We start from the raw sequence: 23,521 nt of genomic DNA on the forward strand, positions 1-23,521 counted from the left end.
GGGCGATCGGGGCCGGGTCAGGACCTGCCGGTGCCGGTATCGGTCCCAGTGCCGGTGTCCGTGCCCTCGCCGGCCGCGGACAGCAGGCGGATCAGCACGTCGGAGAGCTGCCGTCGCGCGTCCGCGTCCGTTATCAGGCCGTCCGGGCCGACCATGGTCCGGTCCACCGGGATCCGTACGCAGGCGGTCTCCACGACGCGGGCGCCGGTGTACGTCAGGACCGTGCGCAGCGTGGCCTCCGCGCCCTGGCCGCGGCCCGGGGCGGCGGCGTTGATCCAGGCGACCGGCTTGTCGCCGATCTCGGTGCCGCCGACCGTCCAGTCCAGCAGGTTCTTGAACGACCCCGGCAGGGTGCCCGCGTACTCCGGCGCGCAGACCAGGACGGCCGCGGCCCCGTCGATCGCCGCCCGCAGCGCGGCCACCGGCCCGGGCAGGGGGTCGGTGTCGTCGTCCGGGTTGAAGTGCGGGAGGGCGGCCAGGCCGTCGTAGGCGACGGCGCGGACCTCGGGGGGCGCCACCTCCTGCGCGGTGCGCAGCACGATCTCGTTGGTGGAGCCGGATCGCAGACTCCCCGACAGCAGCAGGATCACCGGTGGCGTGGCCATGCGCCCAAACCTACCTGCCGGGTACGACAGTCCGGCCGGGCCCCGGCTCGCCCGCCGTCCGCCGGGGACGGGTTCACCGGGCGCGAGATTTGACCGTACGCGGACAGGAATTTTACGTGGCTGTCTATGCGCGTTGACCGTACACCGTCACACTCCCTGTGAAGACGCCCCTTCTCGTGTCCCCCCACACGGCACGCATCCGACCCTCGCCCGTCCTGCCCCGCCCCGGGAGGCGCTCGTGCTCAGGAAATGGTGGAAGTATCTGGCCGCGGCAGTGGTCGTCGCGCTGGCGGTGGTGGTGCCGCTGACCGCCGGTAACAGCAGCGCGGGGGCCCGGTATCACTCGACCCCCGACGCCGAGGAGCACGAGGAGGTGGTGGCGCACAAGGCGGCCACCACCGGGAGCTGCGGCGTGGAGCGGTGGTCGGTGAAGACCGGCACGGACGCCGACGCCGGGCTGATCAACCTCGGGACCACCACCGCGACCACGATCGCGGCGCTGGACGCCGTCGCCAAGCCCGCGTCCCTGCCCGACAACAACCGGATCAAGCCGACCGAGACGACCCTGTACAAGCTGTCGGGGACCCTGACGCAGTACAAGCTCGAAGCCGACTCGGACTACCACCTGGTGCTCAGCGACGGCGCCGGGCACACCATGATCGGCGAGATCCCGGACCCGGCGTGCGTGGGTGCGGGCAGCCGGCTGATGACGGGGATCCAGAAGGCGCGCGGCGAATTCGACGCCAAATACAGCGCCACCGGCAGCTTCCAGACGGCGAACGTGCCCGTGACCGTCACCGGCGTCGGCTTCTTCGACTTCGACCACGGCCAGACCGGGGTCGCGCCCAACGCCATCGAACTGCACGCCGTGCAGGACATCCAGTTCGGCGGCGGCACCACCACAGGCGGCACCACGGGAGGTACGACGGGCGGCACCACCGGATCCACCACCGGCGGCACCGGCTGCACCCCGGCCCAACTGCTCGGCAACCCCGGCTTCGAGACCGGCACCGCCGCCCCCTGGACCGCGGCGTCCGGCGTGATCAGCAACAATGCCGCCGAGACCGCCCACGGCGGCAACTGGTACGCCTGGCTGGACGGCTACGGCACCACGCACACCGACACACTCTCCCAGACGGTGACGATCCCGGCCGCGTGCACCTCGGCCACCTTCACCTACTGGCTGCACATCGACACCGCCGAGACCAGCACGAGCACGCAGTACGACAAGCTCACCGTCCAGGCGAACTCCACCACCCTGGCGACGTACTCCAACCTCAACGCCACCACCGGCTACGTGCAGAAGAGCGTGAACCTGTCCTCGTACGCCGGCCAGGGCGTCACCCTGAAGTTCACCGGCGCCGAGGACTCCACGCTCCAGACGTCCTTCGTCGTCGACGACACCGCGGTCAACGTGAGCTGACGCGCGGCGGACCGGGCGGCGGCGCCCGGGCGGGTCAGGCCGTGGCCGAGGGCCCGGCGGTCTCACCTGCCGGGGCCGCCGCCACGGCCGCCTGTCCCGTGCCGGGCGCCGCCGCGACCGCGTCGAGGGCGGCGTGCAGGAGCGGGATCAGCTGTTCGGTCTCCGGCCGGTTCAGCTCGGTGTGGCCGAGCACCATCCGGCTCAGCAGCACCCCCGAACAGATGGCGATCAGCAGGGCCGAGCGGGCCACGGTGTCGCTGCCGGGCAGCGCGTCGGCGAGCCGGCGCTGGTAGTTGCGCTGGATGCTGTCCCGCATGATGGCCGCGGCCCGCTCGTTCGAGGCCGAGCGCAGGGTGAGCAGCAGGCCGTCGTGCGCCGAGCTGTCCGGGTCCATCAGCAGGGCGCGCGCCGCCTGCGCGTTGAGCTCGGGCGTCATCATCAGCGACTTCTCGTAGGCCACGTCGACGACCTCGGCGAACAGGCCTTCCTTCGACCCGAAGTACCGGGTGATCAGCCGGGTGTCGACATCCGCCGCGCGGGCGATCTCGCGTACCCCGGCCCCGTCGTACCCCAGGCGGGTGAAGGCCTCGCGGGCGGCGCGCACGATGGCGGCCCGGGTCGCGGCGGCGTCCTTGCGGCGGGGTTCTGCGGGGGGCAGGTCGTCCTGGCTCATACCGCAAGGGTACGAGGCGGTGGCACGCCGTATCCGGCCCCGGTTGCATGTCCACGAGTGAGGACATACGCTTGTCCACGGTTGTGGACATGGTCGCCGTCCCGGGCGGCCGCACCGTACGAAACGAAGATCACGAGGCTTTCCCATGCCCATTCCCCAGCGCGTACTCGGCACCGCGGGCCCGGCGGTCGGCGCCGTCGGCTACGGAGCGATGAGCTTCGCCCGTCCCTACGGGCAGACCGAGGAGCACACCACCGACTCCGGCGCCGACGCCCTGATCGGCCGGGCCCTCGAACTCGGCGTCACCCTGATCGACACCGCCGACCTCTACGGCGACAGCGAGGAGATCATCGGCAAGGCCGTGGCCGGCCGCCGGGACAAGGTGGTCATCGCCACCAAGTTCGGGATCGTCCGCGGGATCACCCCCGACGGGCCGCCGCCGGTCATCAACGGCCGCCCCGAGTACGTCCGCGAACGCATCGAGCGCTCGCTGACCCGACTCGGCACCGACCACGTGGATCTGTACTACCAGCACCGCGTCGACCCCGACGTCCCGATCGAGGAGACCGTCGGCGCCATGGCCGCCCTCGTCACCGAGGGCAAGGTCCGCTTCATCGGGCTCAGCGAGGCGGCGCCCGACACCATCCGCCGCGCGCACGCCGTGCACCCCGTCTCGGCGGTCCAGACCGAATGGTCGCCGTGGTCGCGCGACATCGAGAGCGAGGTCTTCCCGCTGTGCCGTGAACTCGGCATCGCCGTCGTGCCCTACAGCCCGCTCGGCAGGGGCATGCTCACCGGCCGGATCACCTCCCTGGCCGACCTGCCGGAGAACGACTACCGCCGCAGGATGCCGCGCTTCGCGCAGCAGGCATTCGACGCCAACCTCGCCGCCGTCGAGGCGGTACGGGAGATCGCCGGCGCCCACGCGGCCGCTCCGGGCCAGGTCGCCCTGGCCTGGCTGATGGCCAAGGCCCCCGACGTGGTCCCGATCCCCGGCACCCTCCACGTCTCCCGCCTGGAGGAGAACACCGCGGCCGCCGACCTCGTGCTGACCCCCGAGGAGATCGCCCGCCTGGACGCCCTCCCCGTCGCCGGCGCCCGCGAGAGCGAACTGGGCCACAACTGGTCCTACGGCGTCACGCCCCGCCCCTGACGGCCCGTTTCACTGCTGCCCGACCGTTACTTCACCACCACCGCGTCGCCCGTCGCGATGGCCGACTGGGTGGTGACGGCTCCGGCGTAGACGTAGCGCCACGTGCCGGACGCGGTCGCCGTGGCCGTCGTCCGCAGCGCACCGGTGGTGCTCGAGGTGACGGTCTTGACGTTCACGAAGGAAGTGGCGCCGCTGCGGCGGAACTGGAGCGTGACCGGCTGCTTGCCGAAGCTCGCCCAGCGGCCGGTCTTCCAGTCGGCCCGGTTGAGCTGGCCGGTGACGGTCAGGGTGCCGCCCTTGCGCACCGGCTCGGGTTCGGCGTTCACCGTCACCGTGGCCTGCCGCTTGAAGGTGAAGACGGCGGCCTTCGCCTTGAACGCCGTCCCGCCGTCCTTGGCCGTGACCAGGACCGCGGTGTACCAGGCGCCGGCCTGGCTGTTGTCACCCAGGTCCGAGTGCGAATTGACCGTCACGCTGAAGGTGCACACCGAGGTGGTGGCCGAGGCCGCCTTGCAGGTGGCCGACGGGTTGCCCGGGTCACGCACGTCGGCGGCCGTGGGCACCAGGCCGTAGGACTCCAGGGCCCGGGGCCAGGGCAGGAGCTTGACGCCCTTGATGCCCGAGTTGTCGCTGACAGTCGTGGAGAACGTGAAGGTCTTCGTGGTGTTCGGGCCGAACACCAGCGAGGAGGCCGAGGTTTTGCCGATCACCGGCGCGGGGTTGGTGGCCGCGGAAGCCGCCGGGGCGGCCAGACCGGTCACAGCAAGGGCGCCGACCAGGGCCGGCGCCGCTACGCGAATGCGCATGATGCTCCATCATCCGAGACCCCGCAGGACTGCGGGGTTCCTGTGCACATTCAATACGATCGTAATTCCGCTGCGTGCACGGGTACTTACTCCGCGCGTCGCGTCACCGCCACCGCTCGCGATGCCCGGCTTTCCGGCGGCATCCGGGCCCGGGCCCGCGCCCGTGTCTCAAGGAAGCGATGCGGCGATCACGGTGCCGGCGCGGGTGAGGGCCGCGGCCAGGGCCGGGAGCGACCGGGAAGGGGCGGCCAGGGCGCACAGGGCCGCGACGGGAGCGCCCGCACCCGTGGGGATGACGGGCACGGCGGCGCAGTTGACCTCGGGACGACACTCTCCCGGTCGAAGGCCGCGCCACGCCCCCGGTGCGGCGGGTAAGGGGCCCGATGGCAACCGGCGAGCGGCTCGGCGGCGGCCCGGCGGCGGCCCGGCGGCGGTCCACCGGCGGTCAGACGCCGATCGTCAGGGCCTCAGTGAAGCCCAGGATCCCCTCGGCCCCGCCGAGTTCGCGGCCCGTGCCGGAAGACTTGAAGCCGCCGTAGGGAGCGGCGAAATCGAAGTCGATCGCGCTGTTCACCGTCTGTGAGCCCGCGCGCACCCGGCTCGCGACGGCGACCGCCTCCTCCTGCGGACCGAAGACGGCCCCGGAGAGCCCGAAAGGCGTGTCGTTGGCGATCCGGACCGCCTCGTCCACCGTGTCGTAGGCGATCACGCAGATCACCGGGCCGAAGATCTCCTCCTGCGCGATGCGCATGCCGTTGTCGACGCCGGTGAAGACGGTGGGCCGCAGGTAGTAACCGCGCGCCGGGCCGTCCGGGCGGGTGCCGCCGTACGCCGCCGTGGCGCCCTCCTCCGCGCCGAGCCGGACGTACGACAGGACCCGCTCGTACTGCCGCCGGGACACCAGGGGACCCATGGTGGTCGCGGGGTCGAACGGGTCGCCGACGACCACCGCGTCGAGCGCCTCGGTGTAGCCGGCCATGAACTCCTCGTGCCGGGCGCGGGGCACCAGGACCCGGCTGAGCAGGGAGCACGCCTGCCCGGAGTTGATGGTGGTGCCGGTCACCAGGGCCGGCATGGCGGCGGCCAGGTCGGCGTCGGGCAGCACGACGGCCGCCGACTTGCCGCCGAGCTCGAGGGTCACCCGCTTGACGTCCCGGGCGGCGATCCCTGCGACGCGCTGCCCGGTCGCCGTGCTGCCGGTGAACGAGATCTTGTCGACGCCCGGGTGGGCGACCAGGTACTCCGATCCCTCGCGGTCGGCCGGGAGCACGCTCACCACCCCCTCGGCCAGGCCCGCCGCGTCGAAGGCATCGGCCAGCACGAAGGAGTCGTACGCCGTCTCCGGCGCGGGCTTGACCAGGACGGGGCAGCCGGCGAGCAGCGCCGGTACGACCTTCTGCAGGGCCAGGAACAGCGGCGCGTTCCACGGGACGACGGCCGCGACCACGCCCACCGGCACGCGCCGCACGATGCTGGGCCGGAACACGCCCGGGACGTGCTCCTCGAACGGCAGGCCCGCCGCGACCGAGGCGAGGTAGCGGGTCAGGCCCACCGCGCCGTCCACCTCGCTGGGCCGGTTGACCGGCGCGCCCATCTCATTGGTCACCGCGGTGGCGATCTCCGCTCCGCGCGCCTCCACGGCGTCGGCGAAGCGCAGCAGCGCCTTGGCCCGCTCGGCGGGCGGCACCGACGCCCAGGTGCCGGAGTCCGCGACGCGCCGCGCGGCCGTCACGGCCGCGTCGATCTCGGCGCGGCCCGCTTCCTGGACGCGGTAGACGAGCTGCTCGGTGGACGGGGACACGATGTCGATCCAGCGGCCACTGGTCGCGGGGATCCAGCGTCCGGCGACGTAGACCGTGTCGCGGGTGTCGATGAGGGTGCCGGTCATGGCGGGGGTCCTTTCAGGACGGGGGTTCACGGATTCGTTCGTACGGAGGTCGCGGGCCGATGAGGGCCGGCCGCGGGCCGGGAAGGGCGGCCGGGTCCTGACCGGGGGCGGTCCGCCGCACACCAGCGACTGTAGGCACTGCCTACGAGAGTAGTCAATGCCTACGAAAGTTGTCGCCGCCTACGCGGTGGTCTAGCCTGACGCCATGCAGGCCATCCCGTACCGCCGCAGCAACCTCCGCGAAGCCGTCCTCGACCGTGCCGCCGCCGCCATCGAGGAGACCGGGTTCGACGGGATCTCGCTGCGGCAGATCGCCCGGGACCTCGGCGTCAGCCACGCCGCGCCCAACCGCTACTTCCCCGACCGCCAGACGCTGCGTACGGCGCTCGTCCGCCACGGGCTCGCCGAACTCGGCGACCGGCTCGCGGCCGCCACGACGGATCCCGGCGCCGACTTCGGCGGCCGGCTGACCGCGTTCGCCGCGGCCTTCGTCGGCTACGCGGCCGCCCACCCGGCGCTCACCTCACTCGTCCTGGCCACCACCAGCGACGACTCGGCGGAGGGGGACGAGCTCAACGAGATCAAGCAGCGCACCTTCGGCGCGGCCATCGCCCTGCTCGACGACGCCCACCGGGAGGGAATCGTCGTCGGCGACCCGGACCGCGTCGCCATGGCGATCCTCGCCGTCATCCAGGGCCTGGCCACCATGGTCGCCGGCGGCAGCATCGGCGACCGCCCGGTCGACACAGTGGTGACCGGCACCGTCGACGTCCTGCTGCACGGCCTGCTCCCGCGCCCGGAGCCCCCGGCGACGTAGCGGACGGGCACATTGGGCCTGAAAGCAGCGGCGACGGCGACGGCAGCAGAAGCGCCGCCGGCCTGTCCGCGTGGGATCCGGCCGGGGGCAAGCTCCTGGGCGTGGTTCCCGGTTTCTTCCCCGCGCATCACCACCCGGGTGCCGGGCAGTTCGTGGAGGTCGCCGGCGACGTGGTCCGGGTGTGGACGGCGTGAGCGGAGATGTGGCCGGGGCCGCCGCGTTTGCGCGTGGCGGCCCCGGGCTCGTGGTCGGCGGGTGTCAGTTCTGTTGCGGGGTGAGCAGTCGCAGGGACGCCGCGCTCGCGTAGAGGTCGACGGGGCCGGTGTCCCCCGTACGTATCTGGACGTGGGTGTCGGCCGCGGAGGGGACCGCGCCCTGGACGACGATGGTCTGCGGGGTGCTGGTCAGCTGGACGGTCTGGCTGGTCAGGTCCTGCGCGCCGTTCCAGAAGTCCAGATAGACCGTACCGGTGCCCTGGAGGGTGATGGTCGCCTGGTAGCTCTGGCCGGCGGGCAGTTGGGACACCGGATCGACCCAGATCCAGGTGTTGGGGGCCGCGGCGGTCTCGGTCCACCGCACCGCGCTCGCGCCTTCGGGCGTGGTGGTGGCGGCCAGCGTGCCGGGAACCGAGCCGACTCCGTTCTGCACCGGGCCCTGCCAGGCGAGTTGACCGGTGGGCGTGTCGCCGAGCAGGTTCGGTCCGGTCGGCGTGAGGATGATCGGTTTGCGTCCCGGCGGGAACTGCAGCGGCCCGGCCGGGTACGACGGCGGCGCGTCGGTGGCCGCCGACGCCCACGTGGTGTCGGCGGTGGGGGAGAGGGTGAAGTCCAGCTCCGTGGCGGACGGCTGCCCGGCCGGGGCGTCGGCGCCGGTCAGCAGCGACGCGGGCAGCCAGGCCGGCGCCCAGGTCTTCCCGTTGACGGACAGGCTGTGGACATAGGTGCTGGTCGAGGCGCCCGGCGCGGACAGCTTCAGCTGGTGGCCGCCGGGCAGGTCGAACTCGGCCCGGGAGAAGATCGGCGCGCCGAGTGCCAGCACCGGTGCCCCCGGCGTCGTCGGGTACATGCCGAGGCTGGACCACACGAACCACGAACTCATCGAGCCGAGGTCGTCGTTGCCGGGTTCGCCGCCGGGGCTGTCCGCGTACACCGTGGTGAGCAGCCGGTGCACGATGTCCTCGGTCTTGTACGGCGCGCCCGCGTAGTCGTAGATCCACGGCGTGCCGAAGGCCGGTTCGTTGCCGGCCCACTCATACGGCTGGTTGGGTCCGGCGTTGAGCTGCTGGAAGTAGGTGTCCAGGCGGGCGATGGCGGCCTGGTCGCCGCCCATCCCGGTGATCAGGCCCTGGATGTTCTGCGGGATCGCCCAGGTGTACTGGGCCGCGTTGCCCTCCTGGAAGCCCGACTGGCCGAAGTCGCCCATGCCGTCGGTCGTCGGGTCGAACTGCGGGAACTGGCCGTTGCCGTCGCGCGGCTGGATGTAGCCGGTGTCGGTGTTGAAGATGTTGGTCCAGTTCTGCGAGCGCCCGAGGAAGGCCGAGTACGTCGAGGTGTCCCCGAGGGCCTTGGCGAGCTGCGCGATGCCGAAGTCCGCGGTGGCGTACTCGATGGTCTCCGAGGCGCCGTTGTTCGTCGGGGACAGTGAGCTCTGCGTGGTGTTGGGGATGTAGCCGAGCGACTGGTAGGAGTCGAGTTGCGGCCGCTCGACGTACCAGCCCTGGCCCTTGTCGGCCGGCGAGGCCGGGATGCTCGTGGCGCCCTTGACCATGGCCGCCAGCGCGGCGTGGGCGTCGAAGCCGCGCGCGCCCATCGCGTACGCCTCGGCCAGCATCGGGTCGGCGGCGTCCCCGTTCATGACGTCGGTGTAGTCGTTGGCGAAGCCCCACTTGGGCAGCCAGCCGCCCTGGGCCTGGTCGTTCAGCAGCGAGGTCATCATCTGGCCGGTCTGGCGCGGGGCGACCACGGCGAGCAGCGGGATCTCGGAGCGGTAGATGTCCCAGCCGGAGAAGTTGGCGTACTGCACGCCGCCGTGGGCGGTCCGGTGGACCTGGTCGTCGAAGCCGAGGTAGTCGCCGCCTGCGTCGGAGAAGATGCTCGGCTCCAGCATCGTGTGGTAGAGCGCGGTGTAGAACTCCTGCCGCTGGTCGGCGGTTCCGCCCCCGATGCGGATCCGGGACAGCAGGCTGTTCCACTGCGCGTACGTGCGCTGGGCCACCGCGTCGACGTTCCAGCCGGGGTCCTCGGCCTCGAGGTTGGCGGCGGCGTTGGCCTGGCTGACGTAGGAGAGGGCGACCTTCATGGTCACCTGCGGCTGGGAGGTGGTGTCGAAGCTGACCCACGCGCCCGACTGCAGCCCGTCCGTGGCCGCCACCTGGGTCCGGGACTGGGCGCCCTTGGCCTCCACCCCTCGCGGTGCCACCGGTGTCCCGGTGCCCGGGCCGGCCGGCTTGCCGTCGCGGTCGGCCGGCACCCGTACGGTTCCGGAACCGTGGGTGCTCACCCGCGCGGTGCCGGCGGACTTGACCACGGTGTCCTGCTGGATCGACGTGGCCGAGGCCAGCAGGTCGACCGGGCCCGCGCCGGCCGTGCGCACCTGGAACTGCGGCGCGCCGATGGAGCCCGTCGGGATCGCCGTGTCCACGGTCAGGGTGACCGGCGTGGAGCTGAGGCTGACGGCCTTGCCGCCGACGTCCTGCCGCCCGTTGTAGAAGTTGAGGTAGACGTTGCCGGTGCCCTGCAGGGTGACGCTGGCCTGATACGTGTCGCCCTGCACCAGGCCGCTCGGCGTCGCCTCGATCCACGTGTTGGCCAGGGCGTTGCTCTGCTTCCACGCCACGGCGCTGCCGCCGTCGGAGGTGGTCGCGGGGGTGATGCTCGCCGGAGTGCCGCCGCTCGCCACCTCGTGGTACGTCCACGGGAGCTCGCCGGTGGGCTTGGTGAGGAGGTTCGGCCCGGTGGGCGCGGTGTGCCAGGTGCCGTACGAGGAGAAGGGGCGGGAGAAGGTGGCCGTGAAATGCACCGGATACGTGCCCGGCGAGCCGCAGAACTGCCCGGCCGTCTCGGTGCCCGTGACCGTGCGGTCGCCCACGACCTGGATGCTCGCCGACTGGTTGCCCGACTGGGCGGCCCCCACTTTGAACAGCACGTTGGCGTCGCTGGTCGCCGGATAGGTGAACCGGCCGATGCCGGTCCGCTCGGTGGCCGCCAGTTCGGCCCGCACGGCCGAGGACGTGCCCGGGTTCAGCGTGACGCCGTACGAGCCCGGCGCGGCGTGCTCCTGAGCGTGCTGGAACGCCGCCGTGGTGCTCGCCGGATCGTCGCCGAGCGCGCCCGCGGTGGGCAGGATCGGGAAGTCGCCGAAGGCGCCGCACCCCGGGCCGGACATGTGCGTGAGGCTGAAGCCGGTCGTGGTCGCTTCGTCGTAGTTGTAGCCGCCGCCGTCGGGCCGTGAGGGCGTGTCAGGGCTGAACGACATCATGCCGAAGGGCGCGGTCGCGCCGGGATAGGTGTCCACCTGCCCGACCGTGGCGCCGCCGGAACCCGTGCCGATCAGCGGATCGACCAGCGAAGCGGGGTCGCTCACCAGCGAGTCCCCGGTGGAGGCGGCCGACGCGGACAGGGCAAGGGGCCGGGCCACGGCCGCTCCGCCACCGCCGGCCGCGAACATGCCGGCGGCCACGACGACGACCGCCGCAGTCCGCAACCGCCGCCGTGGCGACAGTCCTTGACGAGGGGGCATATACAGACCTCCCGCTATGACAACGTTATCGAAGGCGTTGTATCTCCCTCCCGCGTCACCTCACAAGCCCCGTGCGGTGTCTCTTCGCACCGGGCATGCGGCGCCCGGACCGGGCACACCACGGCGCAGGGCTTGACGGTGCACCGTCACGGGCAGAGTCTGCGAGTAGTTAGGAAAACTGACTAACTAAGTGCTGACTCCATCCCTCCGTGACCGATGGGAGCGCACGTGATCTACCGAGGGAAACTCGTCATCGCCGCGGCCGTGCTGAGCCTGGCGGCGCTGACCACGCTGCCGGCCGGAGCGGCCGGCGGCCCTGGACACCGTGTCCTGTCCACCTCGTCGACCGTGACCGCGTCCGCCCAAGGCCGGTCCGCTGAAGCCCGGTCCGCCGCGGCCCCGTTCGCCGATCCCCCGACCGGCTCCTCCGCGCTGACCGACCTCGGCGCGACGAGCGGCTGGGAGGTCCAGTCCACCGCCACCGCCACGCAGAGCGGGGCGCAGATCTCCACCCCGGGCTTTTCCACCGCCGGCTGGCTGCCGGTGCAGAACGACGGCGGGGGAGCGCCCGGTACCGAGATCAACGCCCTGCTGCGGGGCGGCACATGCCCGAACGTCTTCTTCTCGACGAACATGAAGTCCTGCTTCGGCCAGATGACGAAGGTCGGCCCGGACACCCTCGCCCGGTTCTCGGTGCCGTGGTGGTACCGCACCGACTTCACCGCCCCGCCGGCCGGGCAGAACGCCGCTCTGGTGCTGAACGGGGTGATCGGCTCCGCCGACATCTGGGTCAACGGCACCGAGGTCGCGACCTCGGCGACCGTCACCGGCGCCTACGCCCGGCGCTCCTTCGACATCACCGGCCTGCTCCGGCAGGGGACCAACTCGCTCGCGATCGAGATGCACCCCAACGATCCGACGGCCATGCTCACCCTGGACAATGTGGACTGGAGCCAGATCCCGCCCGACAACAACACCGGCATCCAGTTCCCCGTCCAGCTCCGGGCCGGCGGCCCGCTGATCGACGGCAACGCCCACGTACTGCAGAACACCGCCGCCGACCTGAGCAGTTCGGCACTGACCGTCAAAACGGACGTCACCAACACCTCGGCCGCCGCGCAGACCGGCACGGTGACCGCGACCCTCACCCCGCCGGGCGGCGGCACCCCGATCACCGTCGCCCAGGACGTGACCGTCGCCGCGGGCAGCACCCGGACGGTGACCTTCGCACCCTCCGCCTACCCGGCGCTGACCATCGCCTCCCCGCAGCTGTGGTGGCCGTACCAGCTCGGCGCACAGCCGCTGTACACCCTGGCCACCTCGGTCGCGCAGAGTGCGAACGTGCTCGGCACGACCAGCGGGACCTTCGGCATCCGCAGCGTCACCTCGTACCTGACCGGAGCGTCGGCCCAGGCACCGGACGGGGTACGGGCCTTCAAGATCAACAATGTGCCGGTGGTCATCCGCGGCGGCGGCTGGGACCCGGACCTGTTCCTGCGCTACGACCCGGCCGACACCGCCCAGCAGATCGGCCTGATGAAGGCCCTCGGCATCAACACGGTACGACTCGAAGGGCACTTGATGCCCGCCGACTGGTACCAGCAGATGGACGCCGCCGGCATCCTGGTCAACGCCGGCTACCAGTGCTGCGACTTCTGGGAGAACACCAACTACACCAGCGCCCAGCAGGCGGACTACCAGCTGACCGCGCAGTCCGTCGGCGAGACCCTGCGCAACCACCCCTCCGTCTTCAGCTTCCAGTGGAGCGACAACCAGCCCAGCGCCGCCCAGGAGACATCGGCCCTCAACGGCTTCACCGCGGCCGACTACACCGGCCCGTTCATCGCCTCCGCCGAGTACAAGAGCAGCCCACAACTCGGCCCGGCCGGCGAGAAGGAAGGACCGTACGACTGGGTGCCGCCGAACTACTGGTACGACACCACCCACAGCACCGGAGGCGACCTCACCAACTCCGGAGGCGCCTGGGGCTTCGACAGCGAGCAGAGCTCCGGCAACACCGTGCCCACGCCCGACTCCCTCAACCGCTTCCTGTCCGCGTCCGACCAGGCCGCGCTCTGGCAGACGCCGGGGGCCAACCAGTACCACAACAACTACGAGGGCACGAAGCACACGGGATACGCCTTCGGCACGCTCTACAACCTCGACACCGCGATCACCAAGCGCTACGGCCCCTGGTCGGGGCTGAGCCAGTACGTCGAGGAGGCCCAGGTCCAGAACTACGAGAGCACCAGGGCCCAGTTCGAGGCGTTCCTCGCACACTCCACCCGAACCGCCGCCCCCTCGACCGGCACGATCTACTGGCAGCTCAACAAGGGCTGGCCGACGCTGCTGTGGTCGCTCTACAACAACGACGGCGACCAGGCGGGCGCGTTCTTCGGCGCCCAGAAGGCCAACCGGCCGCTGCACGCGCTCTACGCGCTGGACGACGGCACCGTCACGCTGGACAACCTCGGCGGTACCACCCAAGCGGGCGTGACCGTCGAGTCCAAGGTGTACAGCACGGCGGGCGCGCTGCTGGACGACCAGGCGACCGGTGCGATGTCGCTGGCGTCGCAGCAGGTCCGCAACGCCGTGCTCAAGCCGGTCGTGCCCACCTCGGCCGGAACGGTCACCTTCGTGGAACTGCTGGTCCGCCAGAACGGCACGGTCGTCGACCGCAACGTTTACTGGCTGCCGGGCACCCCCGACGCGACCAACTGGAACAAGACGCTGGGCAGTCCGCAGGCGTCGATGTCTCAATACGCCGACCTCACCGCCCTGAAGAACCTGCCAGCCGCCAGCGTGTCCGGGACCGCGGCCACCACCACCCAGGCCGGCCCGGGCGGCGCCGACCGCAAGGTCACCGTCACCGTCACCAACACCTCCTCCCAGCCCACCGTCGGCTTCTTCCTGCGGGCCGACGTGCGGCGCGGCACCGCGTCGGGCACCGAACTGTCCGGCGACAACGAACTGCAGTCCTCGATCTGGAGCGACAACGACACCACGCTGTGGCCGGGCGAGTCCGAGACGCTCACCGCCACGTACCGCGCCGCCGACCTTCAGGGAGCCACACCCGTCGTCAGCGTCTCCGGCTGGAACGTCCCCAGGTTCGACGTGGTGGCGGGGTGAGGCGGTGATGCGACGCCGACCGGAACAACCTCCGGCTGGTCACCCGGCAGGAGAACGCCCGAGGGAACACCGAACGAGGCAACACCGAACGGGGGAACACCCGATGAAGCACCGGCCGATGCAATTCCCGACGGAACACGTGACGCAACTCCCCATGAATCTTCGCCACACCCTGCTCACGCTGCTGGCCGCGCTCGGCCTGGTCTGCGCCGGCGTCCTCGCCGACGCGGGCCCCGCCGCGGCTGCCGCCCTCCCCAACACCGTCGTGCCCGCCCCGGTCAGTGAGGTCTCGAACGGCAGCACCTTCACGCTGACCTCGACGGCCACCCTCACCTCCGACGACACAGGCGTCGGCGGATACCTCGCGGGCATCCTGCGCGCCTCGACCGGGTACGCCCTGCCGCTCACGGTGGGCGCGGCCGGTCCGGGCAGCATCGCGCTGGAACTCACCGGCGCACCCGCGAGCGTCGGCCCCGAGGGCTACCAGCTCACCAGCACCGCGACCGGCGTGGTCATCCAGGCCCAGCAGCCGGCAGGGCTCTTCCACGGCGTGCAGACCCTGCTGCAACTGCTGCCGCCCGCGGTGATGAGCACGACCACGCAGCCGGGACCGTGGACCGTGCCCGGCGGCACCGTCCTGGACTACCCGCGCTTCGCCTACCGCGGCGCGATGCTCGACGTCGCCCGGCACTTCTTCACCGTGGCCCAGGTCGAGCACTACATCGACGAGCTGGCCCTGTACAAGGTCAACTACCTCCATCTGCACCTGTCCGACGACCAGGGCTGGCGCATCGCGGTCAACAGCTGGCCCAACCTGGCCACGTACGGCGGCAGCACCGAAGTCGGAGGCGGCCAGGGCGGCTTCTACACGCAGGCCGACTACTCGGCGATCGTCGCCTACGCCGCGTCGCGGTACATGACCGTCGTCCCCGAGATCGACATGCCCGGCCACACCAATGCCGCGCTGGCCTCGTACGCCCAGCTCAACTGCAACGGAGTGGCGCCCGCGCTCTACACGGGGACCAACGTCGGCTTCAGCTCGCTGTGTACGTCGCTGCCGCTGACGTACACGTTCGTCGACCAGGTCGTCGGCGAACTGGCCGCGCTGACTCCCGGGCCGTACCTGCACATCGGTGGCGACGAGGCCAGTTCGACTCCGGTCTCCGACTACACCTCGTTCGTCGACCAGGCCCAGCAGATCGTCGCCGCTCACGGCAAGTCGGTGGTCGGCTGGCACGACATCACCAAGGCGTCGCTGCTTCCTTCGGCCGTCGCCCAGTTCTGGGGCACCACCACGACGGACAGCAACGTGGCGAACGCGGCGGCGAGCGGCACCAAGGTGATCATGTCCCCGGCCAACAAGGCCTACCTGGACATGAAGTACACCCGCAAGACGAAGCTGGGGCAGACCTGGGCCGGCCTGATCGAGGTGAACACCGCTTACGGATGGGACCCGGGCAACTACCTCACCGGCGTCACAGGGTCCTCCGTCATGGGGGTGGAAGGCCCGCTGTGGACCGAGACGATCGTCACCTCGGCCGACATCGACACCATGGCCTTCCCCCGCCTCCCCGCCCTCGCTGAACTCGGCTGGTCGCCGTGGTCCACGCACAACGTGACCGACTTCGACCAGCGACTCGGCGCGCAGGGTCCCCGCTGGAAGACGATGGGCATCGCCTACTACCACTCCACCCAGGTGTCCTGGCCCGCGGGCTCCTGACCCCGGGGCCGTCGCTTGCACCGACGGCCCCACGCGTGCACGTGCGCCCCGCGCGCACGTGCACGCGTCCGGGCTACGCCCCCGGCTCAGCTCTGCTCGGATCCGCCGGACGCGTCTCAGGCGGGCGCGTCCAGCGGGTTGGCGGCCATTCTGCCGGCCAGGTCCGATCCCACCGCGGCGGCCGCGGAACTGCCGGGCTTGCGTGCGGCCTGGGCCCGGAAGCACGCCAGGAACTGCTCGGTGAGGTCCAGCCGGGGGTAGCGTTCCAGCACTTCGGCGCGGAAGCCGGCCGGGTAGCCGTCCGCCTCCTTGCCGATGATCTCGGTGGCGGTGGCGCGGGCCAGCAGGTGCCCCTCGGGGTCCTCGGACACCTCGACGTGCGGCCACATGTGGCGGACGATCACGTCCGAGAGGCGTTTGCGGCGTTCCGCCGGCCACCCGGCGCCGGCGGCGAAGACCCGGGCGACGTGGCCGCCGGCCTCCTCGAAGACGACGGTGTGGCTGTCGAAGGCCGGCACGAGCCCCAGGTCGTGGAACAGCGCGGCGACGTAGAGGAGTTCCGGGTCGAAGGGGACGCCCTCTGCCGTGCCGCGGGCGGCCGCCCAGACGTAGGCGCGCAGCGAATGGTTGAGCAGCGCCGGGGACAGGTAGGCGGACGCCACCTCCAGCGCGGCGGCCGCCGCCGCGCTGGAGGGCATGACAAGGGCGTCGAACTGCGGGCGGTTTATCGTGTGCCCGCTTCCGCGGCGTCCTCCGGTACGACCCGGATGATCGTCTTACCGTGACTGGAGCGGCCGGGCGCGAATGCGGCCGGGGTTTCGGCGAGCGGGCGCACCTCGCCGATGATCGGCTTGAGCCGGCCGTCCCGCACCCTTTGCGCGAGGTCGGCCAGGCGGGCCCGGTCGGGTTCGACGACGAAGAAGACGGCCCGCCCGTCCTGGGGCCTGACCGTGGGCGGCGCGGCGATGGTGACGAGGGTGCCGCCGGCCCGTACCAGCGCGGCCGAGCGGTCGAGGATCTCACCGCCGATCACGTCGAACACGACATCGGCTTCTTCGGTGTCCTCCAGCCGGTCCGCCTCGAGGTCCACGAACACCTCGGCGCCCAGGCCCAGAGCGGTCTCCCGGTCGCGGGCGCGGCCGGTGGCGATCACCCGCGCCCCCGCCTCCCGGGCGAGCTGCACCGCGATCGACCCCACACTTCCGGCAGCGCCGTGCACCAGGACCGTCTGCCCCGCTGTGAGCCGCCCGTGGTCGAACAGGCCCTGCCATGCGGTCAGCCCCGAGATCGGCAGCGCGGCCGCCACGGTGTGTCCGACATCCGCGGGCAGCGGGGCCAGATTGCGCGCCTCCACCGCGGTGTACTCCGCCAGCGACCCGTCGCGGGCCCAGTCCGCCAGGCCGAAGACCCGCTGGCCGACGGTGAGGCCGGTGGTGCCGTACCCCAGTCCGACGACAACCCCCGACAACTCGTGTCCCGGAACGCTCGGCGTCCGGTCCCGGCCGGCCCGGTCGGTCCACGTCGCGGGCCAGTCGAGTTCCCCGCGGGTGAATCCCGCGGCGTGCACCCGCACGATGACGTCGTTCTCGGCGGCGTGCGGATGGGGCAGTTCCGCCAGGGCGAGTCCTCCGACACCGGCATCCCGGTCGCGGACGGTGATGGCTTGCATGGGCATTCCTCTGAAAGTTTGAGCAGCGGCAAATCGAGCACACAGATGCCCGCCGGAAGCGGACACGGCACCCGTCACGTCGTCGACTCGACCGTATGCCCCGCCCGGTCCATCCACGTGGGCCACTTCTGCGTCAAAGGGATGAGCCACTTGCGGACCGTCGGGGGCTGTGCACCCAGGTGACCCGTGGAGCCGGTTCGGCTCCCCGGGCCGGCCGGCCCCGGCGGCCCGCGACCCCGACGTCGCGCGGACCGCCGGCAGGGATCGGCGGGATCAGGCCTGCTTGCGGCTGCCCGGGGGGACGCGGAAGGTCACGCTGAAGCGGTTCCAGGCGTTGATCGACACGATCGCCGCGACGAGGCGGGACAGCTCCTCCTCGTCGAAGTGGGCCGCGGCGCGCGCGTACACCTCGTCCGGCACGAAGCCGTCGGTGAGCACGGTGACGGCCTCGGTGAGGGCCAGGGCGGCCCGCTCCCTGTCGGTGTAGAGCCCGTCCACTTCTTCCCAGGCGTTCAGCAGATGGATCCGCTCGTCCGTCTCGCCGGCCTTCTTCGCGTCGTTGATGTGCATGTCCAGGCAGAAGGCACATCGGTTGATCTGCGAGGCGCGGATCTTCACCAGTTCGGCGATCACCGGGTCGACCCCTTCGGCCGCGGCCCGGCTGAAGGCCAGCATCGCCCGGTACGCCTCGGGCGCCTGCTTCGCGTAGTTCGCTCGCTGTGTCATGGGTACGACGCTACGGCGCGATTGACCCGCGGCCGTGTGCCACTCGGGAACCAAAAACGTGGGCCACTTCGGCCCCGAACGCCGGCTGGACCGGCTCAGCGGGGCGGCGGCGTCATGGCCCAGCGGATGGTCCCGGTCAGCGCGTGGCCGGCCAGCCGGATCCCGGTCTCCTCCAGCCCGGGCAGCCAGGGCAGGCGCAGCGGGAGGCGGGCCCAGCGGGGGAGGAGGGCGACGGCATTGGCGGCCAGGACGCCGTACGCCGGGCGCGCGGCCAGCGGCAGCGGCGGCGTCAGGAGCAGGAAACGGGCGGCCTCGCGGGCTTCCGGGGTCGAGCGCAACTCCGGGCGGAAGGCGGCCAGTTGCCGGGCGAGTTCGGCCTGGTCGCGGGGCGGATCCGGCACGCCGAGAGCGAGCGCGACGCGCGCGGTGTCCGCGACGTAGGCGTCGTACCCGTCCACGTCCAGGGGCCGGGCCCCGTACCGCTTGTGGGCGCGCAGGAAGCTGTCGGTCTCGGCGGCGTGCACCCAGGCCAGCAGGTGGGGGTCGGACGCGTGGTACGGCACGCCCTGCGCGGTGGTGCCCCGCACCCGCTCGTGCACCGCCCGCACCTGGTCCACCGCGTGCTGCGCGTCCTCGGCGGTGCCGAACGTGGTCGTCGCCAGGAAGGCGGTGGTGCGCTGCAGCCTGCCCCACGGATCGCCCCGGTAGCCGGAGTGCGCCGCGACCGCGGCCATCGCCAGCGGGTGCAGCGACTGCAGCAGCAGGGCCCGCAGGCCCCCGATGAACATCGACGCGTCACCGTGCACGACGCGGATCGGCCGGTCGGCCTCGAACCAGCGCGGCCCCGGCGCACCATGGATACGCGCCCGCCTGGCCGGCCCGCCCGGCCCCGCCACCCTGGCGAACAACTGGGCGCCCAGCCGGTCGCGTACCGCGCCGAGCCCGGGTATCTCCGGAACAGCCACCACAGCACCACTGTACGGCGCCGCCCCCGGCAGTGGATCACCGCGCGCCCTGTCGCGGGGAGCGGGCGCGGCCGAGCGGGAGCCGTGGCGGCGCGGGCCTCAGCGGGACTGCTCGTCGGCGGCGCGCTGCGCGTTCTTCTCCCTGATGCGCGCCGCCTCCTTGCGGACCTCGGCCTGGGTGGCGCGTTCCCGCTCGAGCCACTCCGGGCTCTGCTGCTTCAGCGCGTCGATCTGCTCGGTGGTGAGGGGCTCGGTGACGCCGCCGCGGGCCAGGCCCGCGATGGACACGCCCAGTTTGGCCGCGACGACCGGGCGCGGGTGGGGGCCGTTGCGCCGCAGGTCGACGAGCCACTGGGGCGGGTCGGTCTGGAGCGCGTTCAGTTCGGCCCGGGAGACCACGCCCTCCTGGAACTGCGCGGGCGTGGCCTGGAGATACACCCCCAGCTTCTTCGCCGCGGTCGCGGGCTTCATCGTCTGGACGGACTTCTGCGACGTCATGCCGACAAGGGTAACGAGCGCGTGCACTGCCGCTGACCACTGCCGATCGCCCGGCGGGCGGCCCGGTAGCCTTGCCGGGTGACCGGTCCGCAGGAATCCCCCTCCTTCCGCCTCGCCTACGTCCCCGGCGTGACGCCCGCCAAGTGGGTGCGGATCTGGGAGGAACGCAAACCCGACGTCCCCCTGGGCCTGCTGTCCGTGCCCGCCGCCGAAGCCGCCGGCCTGCTCCGCGAGCGCGGCGCCGACGCGGGCCTGCTGCGGCTGCCCGTCGACCGGACCGAGCTCAGCGCGATCCCCCTGTACACCGAGACGACGGTGGTCGTGATCCCCAAGGACCACTACGTGGCGGCGGCCGAGGAGGTCGCCGTGGCGGAACTGGCCGAGGAGATCGTGCTGCACCCCCTCGACGACACCCTGGACTGGGAGCGGCCGCCGGGTCGCCCGGCGCTGGAGCGGCCGGACACCACGGCCGACGCGATCGAACTGGTGGCGGCGGGCGTGGGGCTGCTCCTCGTCCCGCAGTCGCTGGCCCGGCTGCACCACCGCAGGGACCTCACCTACCGGCCGGTCACCGACGCCCCGCAGTCCCGGGTCGCCCTGTCCTGGCCGGAGGACGCGACCACGGACCTGGTCGACGACTTCATCGGCATCGTCCGCGGCCGGACCGTCAACAGCACGCGGGGCCGCTCGGCCCAGAACCAGGCGCAGACGCGGGCCGATAAGCAGGCACAGAATCAGGCCCGGAGCCAGCCCCGGAGCCAGGCCGCCGGACCGGCTCGGGCCTCCGCCCCTGCCCGGTCCAAGGGCAAGCCCGCGGCAGGCACCGCAAAGGGCGGCGCCAAGCGCGGCAAGCCCCGCCGCCGCTCGTAGAGGGCAGTCAGACCGCGCGGAGCCGGCCCGCCGGCGCCGCGCTCAGCGCAGGTGGACCAGCACCCGGCCGGTGTTGGTCGCGTCGGTCTCCACCCGGACGTAGAGCTTCTTCATGTGTTTCTGCGCCAGGACGGCCAGCACCCGCTGCTTGAGCCGTCCCGTTCCCTTGCCCGGGATGATCTGCACGACGTCGACCCCGGTCGCGGCGGCCTTGAAGAGGGTCTGGCGCAGCGCCATGTCGATGTCGCGGTCGTTGCGGAAGATCGGGTGGAGATCCAGCGTGAGCAGGGCGATCGCCTCCGTTGCGCTTCGTCACGGGCCGACGCCGGGTCCCCGTGGGTCGGTACGGTCGCAGCGTACGTCCTCCTCCGGTCCGCCGTCCCCGCGCGAGTGCTGCGATCCGCCGCATACCTACCGGCGAAGGCGAGCCGGCCTCACGACCGTCCGGCATCGCGCTCGCGCAGCCAGCGCTCGAAGTCCACCGCCACGATGCGCTCGTCGTGCACGCCGGCCGCTTCGTCGGACGCCAGCCAGACCACGGGCGGCCCCATCACCTCGGGCGCCAGGAAACCGTGCCCCTCGGACACGGCGTCGGGCGGGAGCATGCCGGTGACCGTGGCGCCGCCGGGCAGCAGCAGGTTGACGGTGACACCGGTGCCCCGCAGGTCGGCGGCCATCACCCGGGACAGCGCCTCGCTGCCGGCTCGCGACGGCCCGTACGGCACGAACCCGGCCCGCCGCATGGTCGACTCGTTCACCGAGACGTTGACGATACGGCCGCCGCCCGCGGCCAGCATCCGGGGCGCGACCTCCCGCGCCACCAGGAAGTACCCGGTCAGGTTGGTCTCGACCACGGCCCGGAAGCCGTCGGCCGGCACTTCCCAGAAACCCTGCGGCCGCGTCATGAAGCGCGGATTCACCGTCCGCATCCCGATCCCGGCGTTGTTCACCAGCATGTCGATCCCGCCCAGCCGCGACCACACCTGCTCCACCGCCCGGGCCACCGACGCCTCGTCCCGCACGTCCAGCTCGATGCCGATCGCTCCGGGCAGTTCGCCCGCGACCGTTTCCGCCCGCCGCGCGGACCGCCCGGTCAGCGCCACGGTCGCTCCCACCCCGGCCAGCGCGGCGGCCATGGCCCGCCCCAGCCCGCTCGTCCCGCCGGTCACCAGCGCCCTCATCGGTCCACCTCCGTGATCGCGTCACCCACGACCGCGACGCTAGGACCTGGAGTCCGCTCGAAGCCAAACCGCGCGTTCGCCGGGCCGCGCCGCGCGGGGACCGCCCCGGTCCGGTACGGCGACTTCAGGGGCGCACAAGGGGCGCCGGGGGCGTGCGCTCCGGGGCGTTGAATGCCCGCGTTCCTCTTCTCTGCGCCCTTACCGGCGGCATGTGTCGGTCCTTTGCTGTACGAGTGCGTCGCACGCGCGTACGACGTCAAGGCCGTACGCCTCCGCGTACGACGTCAGCACGTCCGTCCCGTCCCCCGAACCGCAGGAGGAGCGTATGAGCCTGATCCACTCGGCCCCCATCGTCCTGGACGTCAAGGGCAGCGACATCCACGGCGAAGGCGCCCGCATCCGGGAGCACGGGCCGGCCACGCCGGTGGAACTGCCCGGCGGCGTGGTGGCCTGGTCGATCACGGAGCCGCAGTTACTGAAGGACCTGCTGACCGACCCCCGCGTCTCCAAGCACGCCCCGAAGCACTGGCCGGCGTTCGTGGCCGGGGAGATCTCGCCCGAGTGGCCGCTGTACATGTGGGTGGCGGGCAAGAACATGTTCACCGCGTACGGCGAGAACCACACCCGCCTGCGCAAGCTGGTCGCCCCGGCCTTCACCGCCCGCCGCACCCGCAGCCTGCGCCCGCGGATCGAGGAGATCACCGCCCGGCTGCTCGACGACCTCGCCGCGGAGCCCCCCGGCGACGCGCAGGACCTGCGGGAACGGTTCTGCTACCCGCTGCCGATCGAAGTGATATGCGAGCTGATGGGCGTGCCCGAGCAGTACCGGCCGGGCCTGCGCGAGTGCGTGGACGGATTCTTCGACACCACCATCAAGCCGGAGGAGGCCGAGGCCAACATCGGCCGCATGCACGCGATCCTCGCCGACCTCGTCGCTCTGCGCCGCTCCGAGCCGGGCGACGACCTGACCAGTCTGCTCATCGCGGCCCGCGCCGACGACGGCGCCCGGCTGAGCGAGGAAGAGCTGATCGACACCCTGCTGACGGTCATCTCCGCGGGCCACGAGACCACCGCCAACCTCCTCGACCACGGCATCGTGCACGCCCTCACCCACCCCGACCAGCTCGCCGGCATCCGCGAGGGCCGCCTGACCTGGACGGACTTCATCGAGGAGACCTTGCGGCTGGAGGCCCCCGTCCCGCACCTCCCGCTGCGGTTCGCCGTCGAGGAGATCGACCTGTCCGACCGGGCCGGCGTCGTCATCCGCCAGGGCGACCCGATCCTGGCGTCCTTCGCGGCAGCCAACCGCCACGCGGACTGGCACGGCGACACCGCCGACACCTTCGACCCGCTGCGCGCCCACCAGGCCCACCTCGCCTTCGGCTACGGCACCCACCTGTGCATCGGTGCGCCCCTGGGCCGGCTGGAGGCCGGCATCGCGCTCCCCGCGCTCTTCGACCGCTTCCCGGACATGCGGCTGGCGCTGCCCGCCGACCAGCTCCGCCCGCTGGCCACCTTCGTCTCCAACGGCCACATGGAACTGCCCGTCCTGCTCCACGCCGGTCACGCCGCGCCTTCGGCGGACGCCTGACCCGTACGAGCCCGGCGAGCGAGCGCCGGCGCCTGCTCGGCGGGGCTGTGGCGCCGGTCCGCCCGGGTC

18 protein-coding genes and 1 pseudogene are annotated in these 23,521 nt (G+C 72.1%); 7 read left to right on the forward strand and 12 right to left on the reverse strand.

Annotation, left to right across the window (positions count from 1 at the left end):
- Nucleotides 1-17 precede the first annotated feature (17 nt).
- The gene (locus ITX44_RS07675; protein WP_205356255.1) at nt 18-605 is read right to left on the reverse strand and encodes an NADPH-dependent FMN reductase; all 588 of its coding nucleotides are present in this window, start codon (nt 603-605) and stop codon (nt 18-20) included.
- 937 nt (nt 606-1,542) lie between these two features.
- Here ITX44_RS07675 and ITX44_RS07680 point away from each other — a divergent pair.
- Nucleotides 1,543-2,028: pseudogene (locus ITX44_RS07680) on the forward strand (hypothetical protein); the annotation flags it as partial.
- 34 nt (nt 2,029-2,062) lie between these two features.
- On the opposite strand, the gene ITX44_RS07685 reads toward ITX44_RS07680, so the two are convergent.
- Complete coding sequence (locus ITX44_RS07685) at nt 2,063-2,701, reverse strand: TetR/AcrR family transcriptional regulator (protein ID WP_205356256.1); 639 nt, start codon at nt 2,699-2,701, stop codon at nt 2,063-2,065.
- 145 nt (nt 2,702-2,846) lie between these two features.
- On the opposite strand from ITX44_RS07685, the gene ITX44_RS07690 reads away from it, so the two are divergent.
- The gene (locus ITX44_RS07690) at nt 2,847-3,854 is read left to right on the forward strand and encodes an aldo/keto reductase (RefSeq protein ID WP_236060170.1); all 1,008 of its coding nucleotides are present in this window, start codon (nt 2,847-2,849) and stop codon (nt 3,852-3,854) included.
- 26 nt (nt 3,855-3,880) lie between these two features.
- On the opposite strand, the gene ITX44_RS07695 is transcribed toward ITX44_RS07690, so the two are convergent.
- Entirely contained in the window at nt 3,881-4,660 is a 780-nt protein-coding gene (locus ITX44_RS07695) for a DUF5707 domain-containing protein (RefSeq protein ID WP_205356257.1), read from the reverse strand.
- 445 nt (nt 4,661-5,105) lie between these two features.
- Nucleotides 5,106-6,548: an aldehyde dehydrogenase gene (locus tag ITX44_RS07700; RefSeq protein ID WP_205356258.1), complete on the reverse strand. Its 1,443-nt coding sequence runs from the start codon at nt 6,546-6,548 to the stop codon at nt 5,106-5,108.
- 205 nt (nt 6,549-6,753) lie between these two features.
- Between ITX44_RS07700 and ITX44_RS07705 the strand changes: the two genes are divergently transcribed.
- Nucleotides 6,754-7,365 carry a TetR/AcrR family transcriptional regulator gene (locus tag ITX44_RS07705; RefSeq protein ID WP_205356259.1) on the forward strand — a complete coding sequence of 204 codons (612 nt, stop codon included), beginning with the start codon at nt 6,754-6,756 and terminating at the stop codon, nt 7,363-7,365.
- 258 nt (nt 7,366-7,623) lie between these two features.
- Here the strand turns inward: ITX44_RS07705 and ITX44_RS07710 are convergent, their stop codons facing one another.
- The gene (locus ITX44_RS07710; RefSeq protein ID WP_205356260.1) at nt 7,624-11,103 is read right to left on the reverse strand and encodes a GH92 family glycosyl hydrolase; all 3,480 of its coding nucleotides are present in this window, start codon (nt 11,101-11,103) and stop codon (nt 7,624-7,626) included.
- A gap of 228 nt (nt 11,104-11,331) precedes the next feature.
- Here ITX44_RS07710 and ITX44_RS07715 point away from each other — a divergent pair, with 228 nt between their 5' ends.
- Both ITX44_RS07715 and ITX44_RS07720 read left to right on the forward strand, forming a co-directional pair.
- The gene (locus ITX44_RS07715) at nt 11,332-14,232 is read left to right on the forward strand and encodes a glycoside hydrolase family 2 protein (protein ID WP_205356261.1); all 2,901 of its coding nucleotides are present in this window, start codon (nt 11,332-11,334) and stop codon (nt 14,230-14,232) included.
- Nucleotides 14,233-14,386: 154 nt separating this feature from the next.
- A complete protein-coding gene (locus ITX44_RS07720; RefSeq protein WP_205356262.1) occupies nt 14,387-15,952 on the forward strand; it encodes a beta-N-acetylhexosaminidase in 1,566 nt (521 codons plus the stop codon).
- A gap of 116 nt (nt 15,953-16,068) precedes the next feature.
- On the opposite strand, the gene ITX44_RS07725 is transcribed toward ITX44_RS07720, so the two are convergent.
- The 5 genes from ITX44_RS07725 to ITX44_RS07745 form a co-directional block, all read right to left on the reverse strand.
- On the reverse strand, nt 16,069-16,650 hold the full coding sequence (locus tag ITX44_RS07725) for an HD domain-containing protein (RefSeq protein ID WP_205356263.1): 582 nt from the start codon (nt 16,648-16,650) through the stop codon (nt 16,069-16,071).
- 26 nt (nt 16,651-16,676) lie between these two features.
- Nucleotides 16,677-17,621 (reverse strand): NADP-dependent oxidoreductase, encoded by a 945-nt coding sequence (locus ITX44_RS07730; RefSeq protein ID WP_205356264.1) that lies wholly within the window; start codon nt 17,619-17,621, stop codon nt 16,677-16,679.
- 273 nt (nt 17,622-17,894) lie between these two features.
- Nucleotides 17,895-18,347, reverse strand: a complete 453-nt coding sequence (locus ITX44_RS07735) for a carboxymuconolactone decarboxylase family protein (protein WP_205356265.1) — start codon at nt 18,345-18,347, stop codon at nt 17,895-17,897.
- A gap of 95 nt (nt 18,348-18,442) precedes the next feature.
- On the reverse strand, nt 18,443-19,315 hold the full coding sequence (locus ITX44_RS07740) for an oxygenase MpaB family protein (protein WP_307795152.1): 873 nt from the start codon (nt 19,313-19,315) through the stop codon (nt 18,443-18,445).
- A gap of 96 nt (nt 19,316-19,411) precedes the next feature.
- A complete protein-coding gene (locus tag ITX44_RS07745) occupies nt 19,412-19,810 on the reverse strand; it encodes a DUF5997 family protein (protein ID WP_205356266.1) in 399 nt (132 codons plus the stop codon).
- Between the two features lie 78 nt (nt 19,811-19,888).
- On the opposite strand from ITX44_RS07745, the gene ITX44_RS07750 reads away from it, so the two are divergent.
- Entirely contained in the window at nt 19,889-20,680 is a 792-nt protein-coding gene (locus tag ITX44_RS07750) for a LysR substrate-binding domain-containing protein (RefSeq protein ID WP_205356267.1), read from the forward strand.
- Nucleotides 20,681-20,722: 42 nt separating this feature from the next.
- Here ITX44_RS07750 and ITX44_RS07755 read toward each other — a convergent pair whose 3' ends face one another.
- Both ITX44_RS07755 and ITX44_RS07760 read right to left on the reverse strand, forming a co-directional pair.
- Nucleotides 20,723-20,974, reverse strand: a complete 252-nt coding sequence (locus tag ITX44_RS07755) for a Smr/MutS family protein (protein ID WP_307795155.1) — start codon at nt 20,972-20,974, stop codon at nt 20,723-20,725.
- A 140-nt stretch (nt 20,975-21,114) separates the two neighbouring features.
- The gene (locus ITX44_RS07760; protein ID WP_205356268.1) at nt 21,115-21,861 is read right to left on the reverse strand and encodes an SDR family NAD(P)-dependent oxidoreductase; all 747 of its coding nucleotides are present in this window, start codon (nt 21,859-21,861) and stop codon (nt 21,115-21,117) included.
- Nucleotides 21,862-22,186: 325 nt separating this feature from the next.
- Here ITX44_RS07760 and ITX44_RS07765 point away from each other — a divergent pair, with 325 nt between their 5' ends.
- Entirely contained in the window at nt 22,187-23,452 is a 1,266-nt protein-coding gene (locus ITX44_RS07765; protein WP_205356269.1) for a cytochrome P450 family protein, read from the forward strand.
- Nucleotides 23,453-23,521: the final 69 nt, after the last annotated feature.

The organism is Actinacidiphila acididurans, assembly GCF_016918855.1.
Lineage (GTDB): Bacteria > Actinomycetota > Actinomycetes > Streptomycetales > Streptomycetaceae > Actinacidiphila > Actinacidiphila acididurans.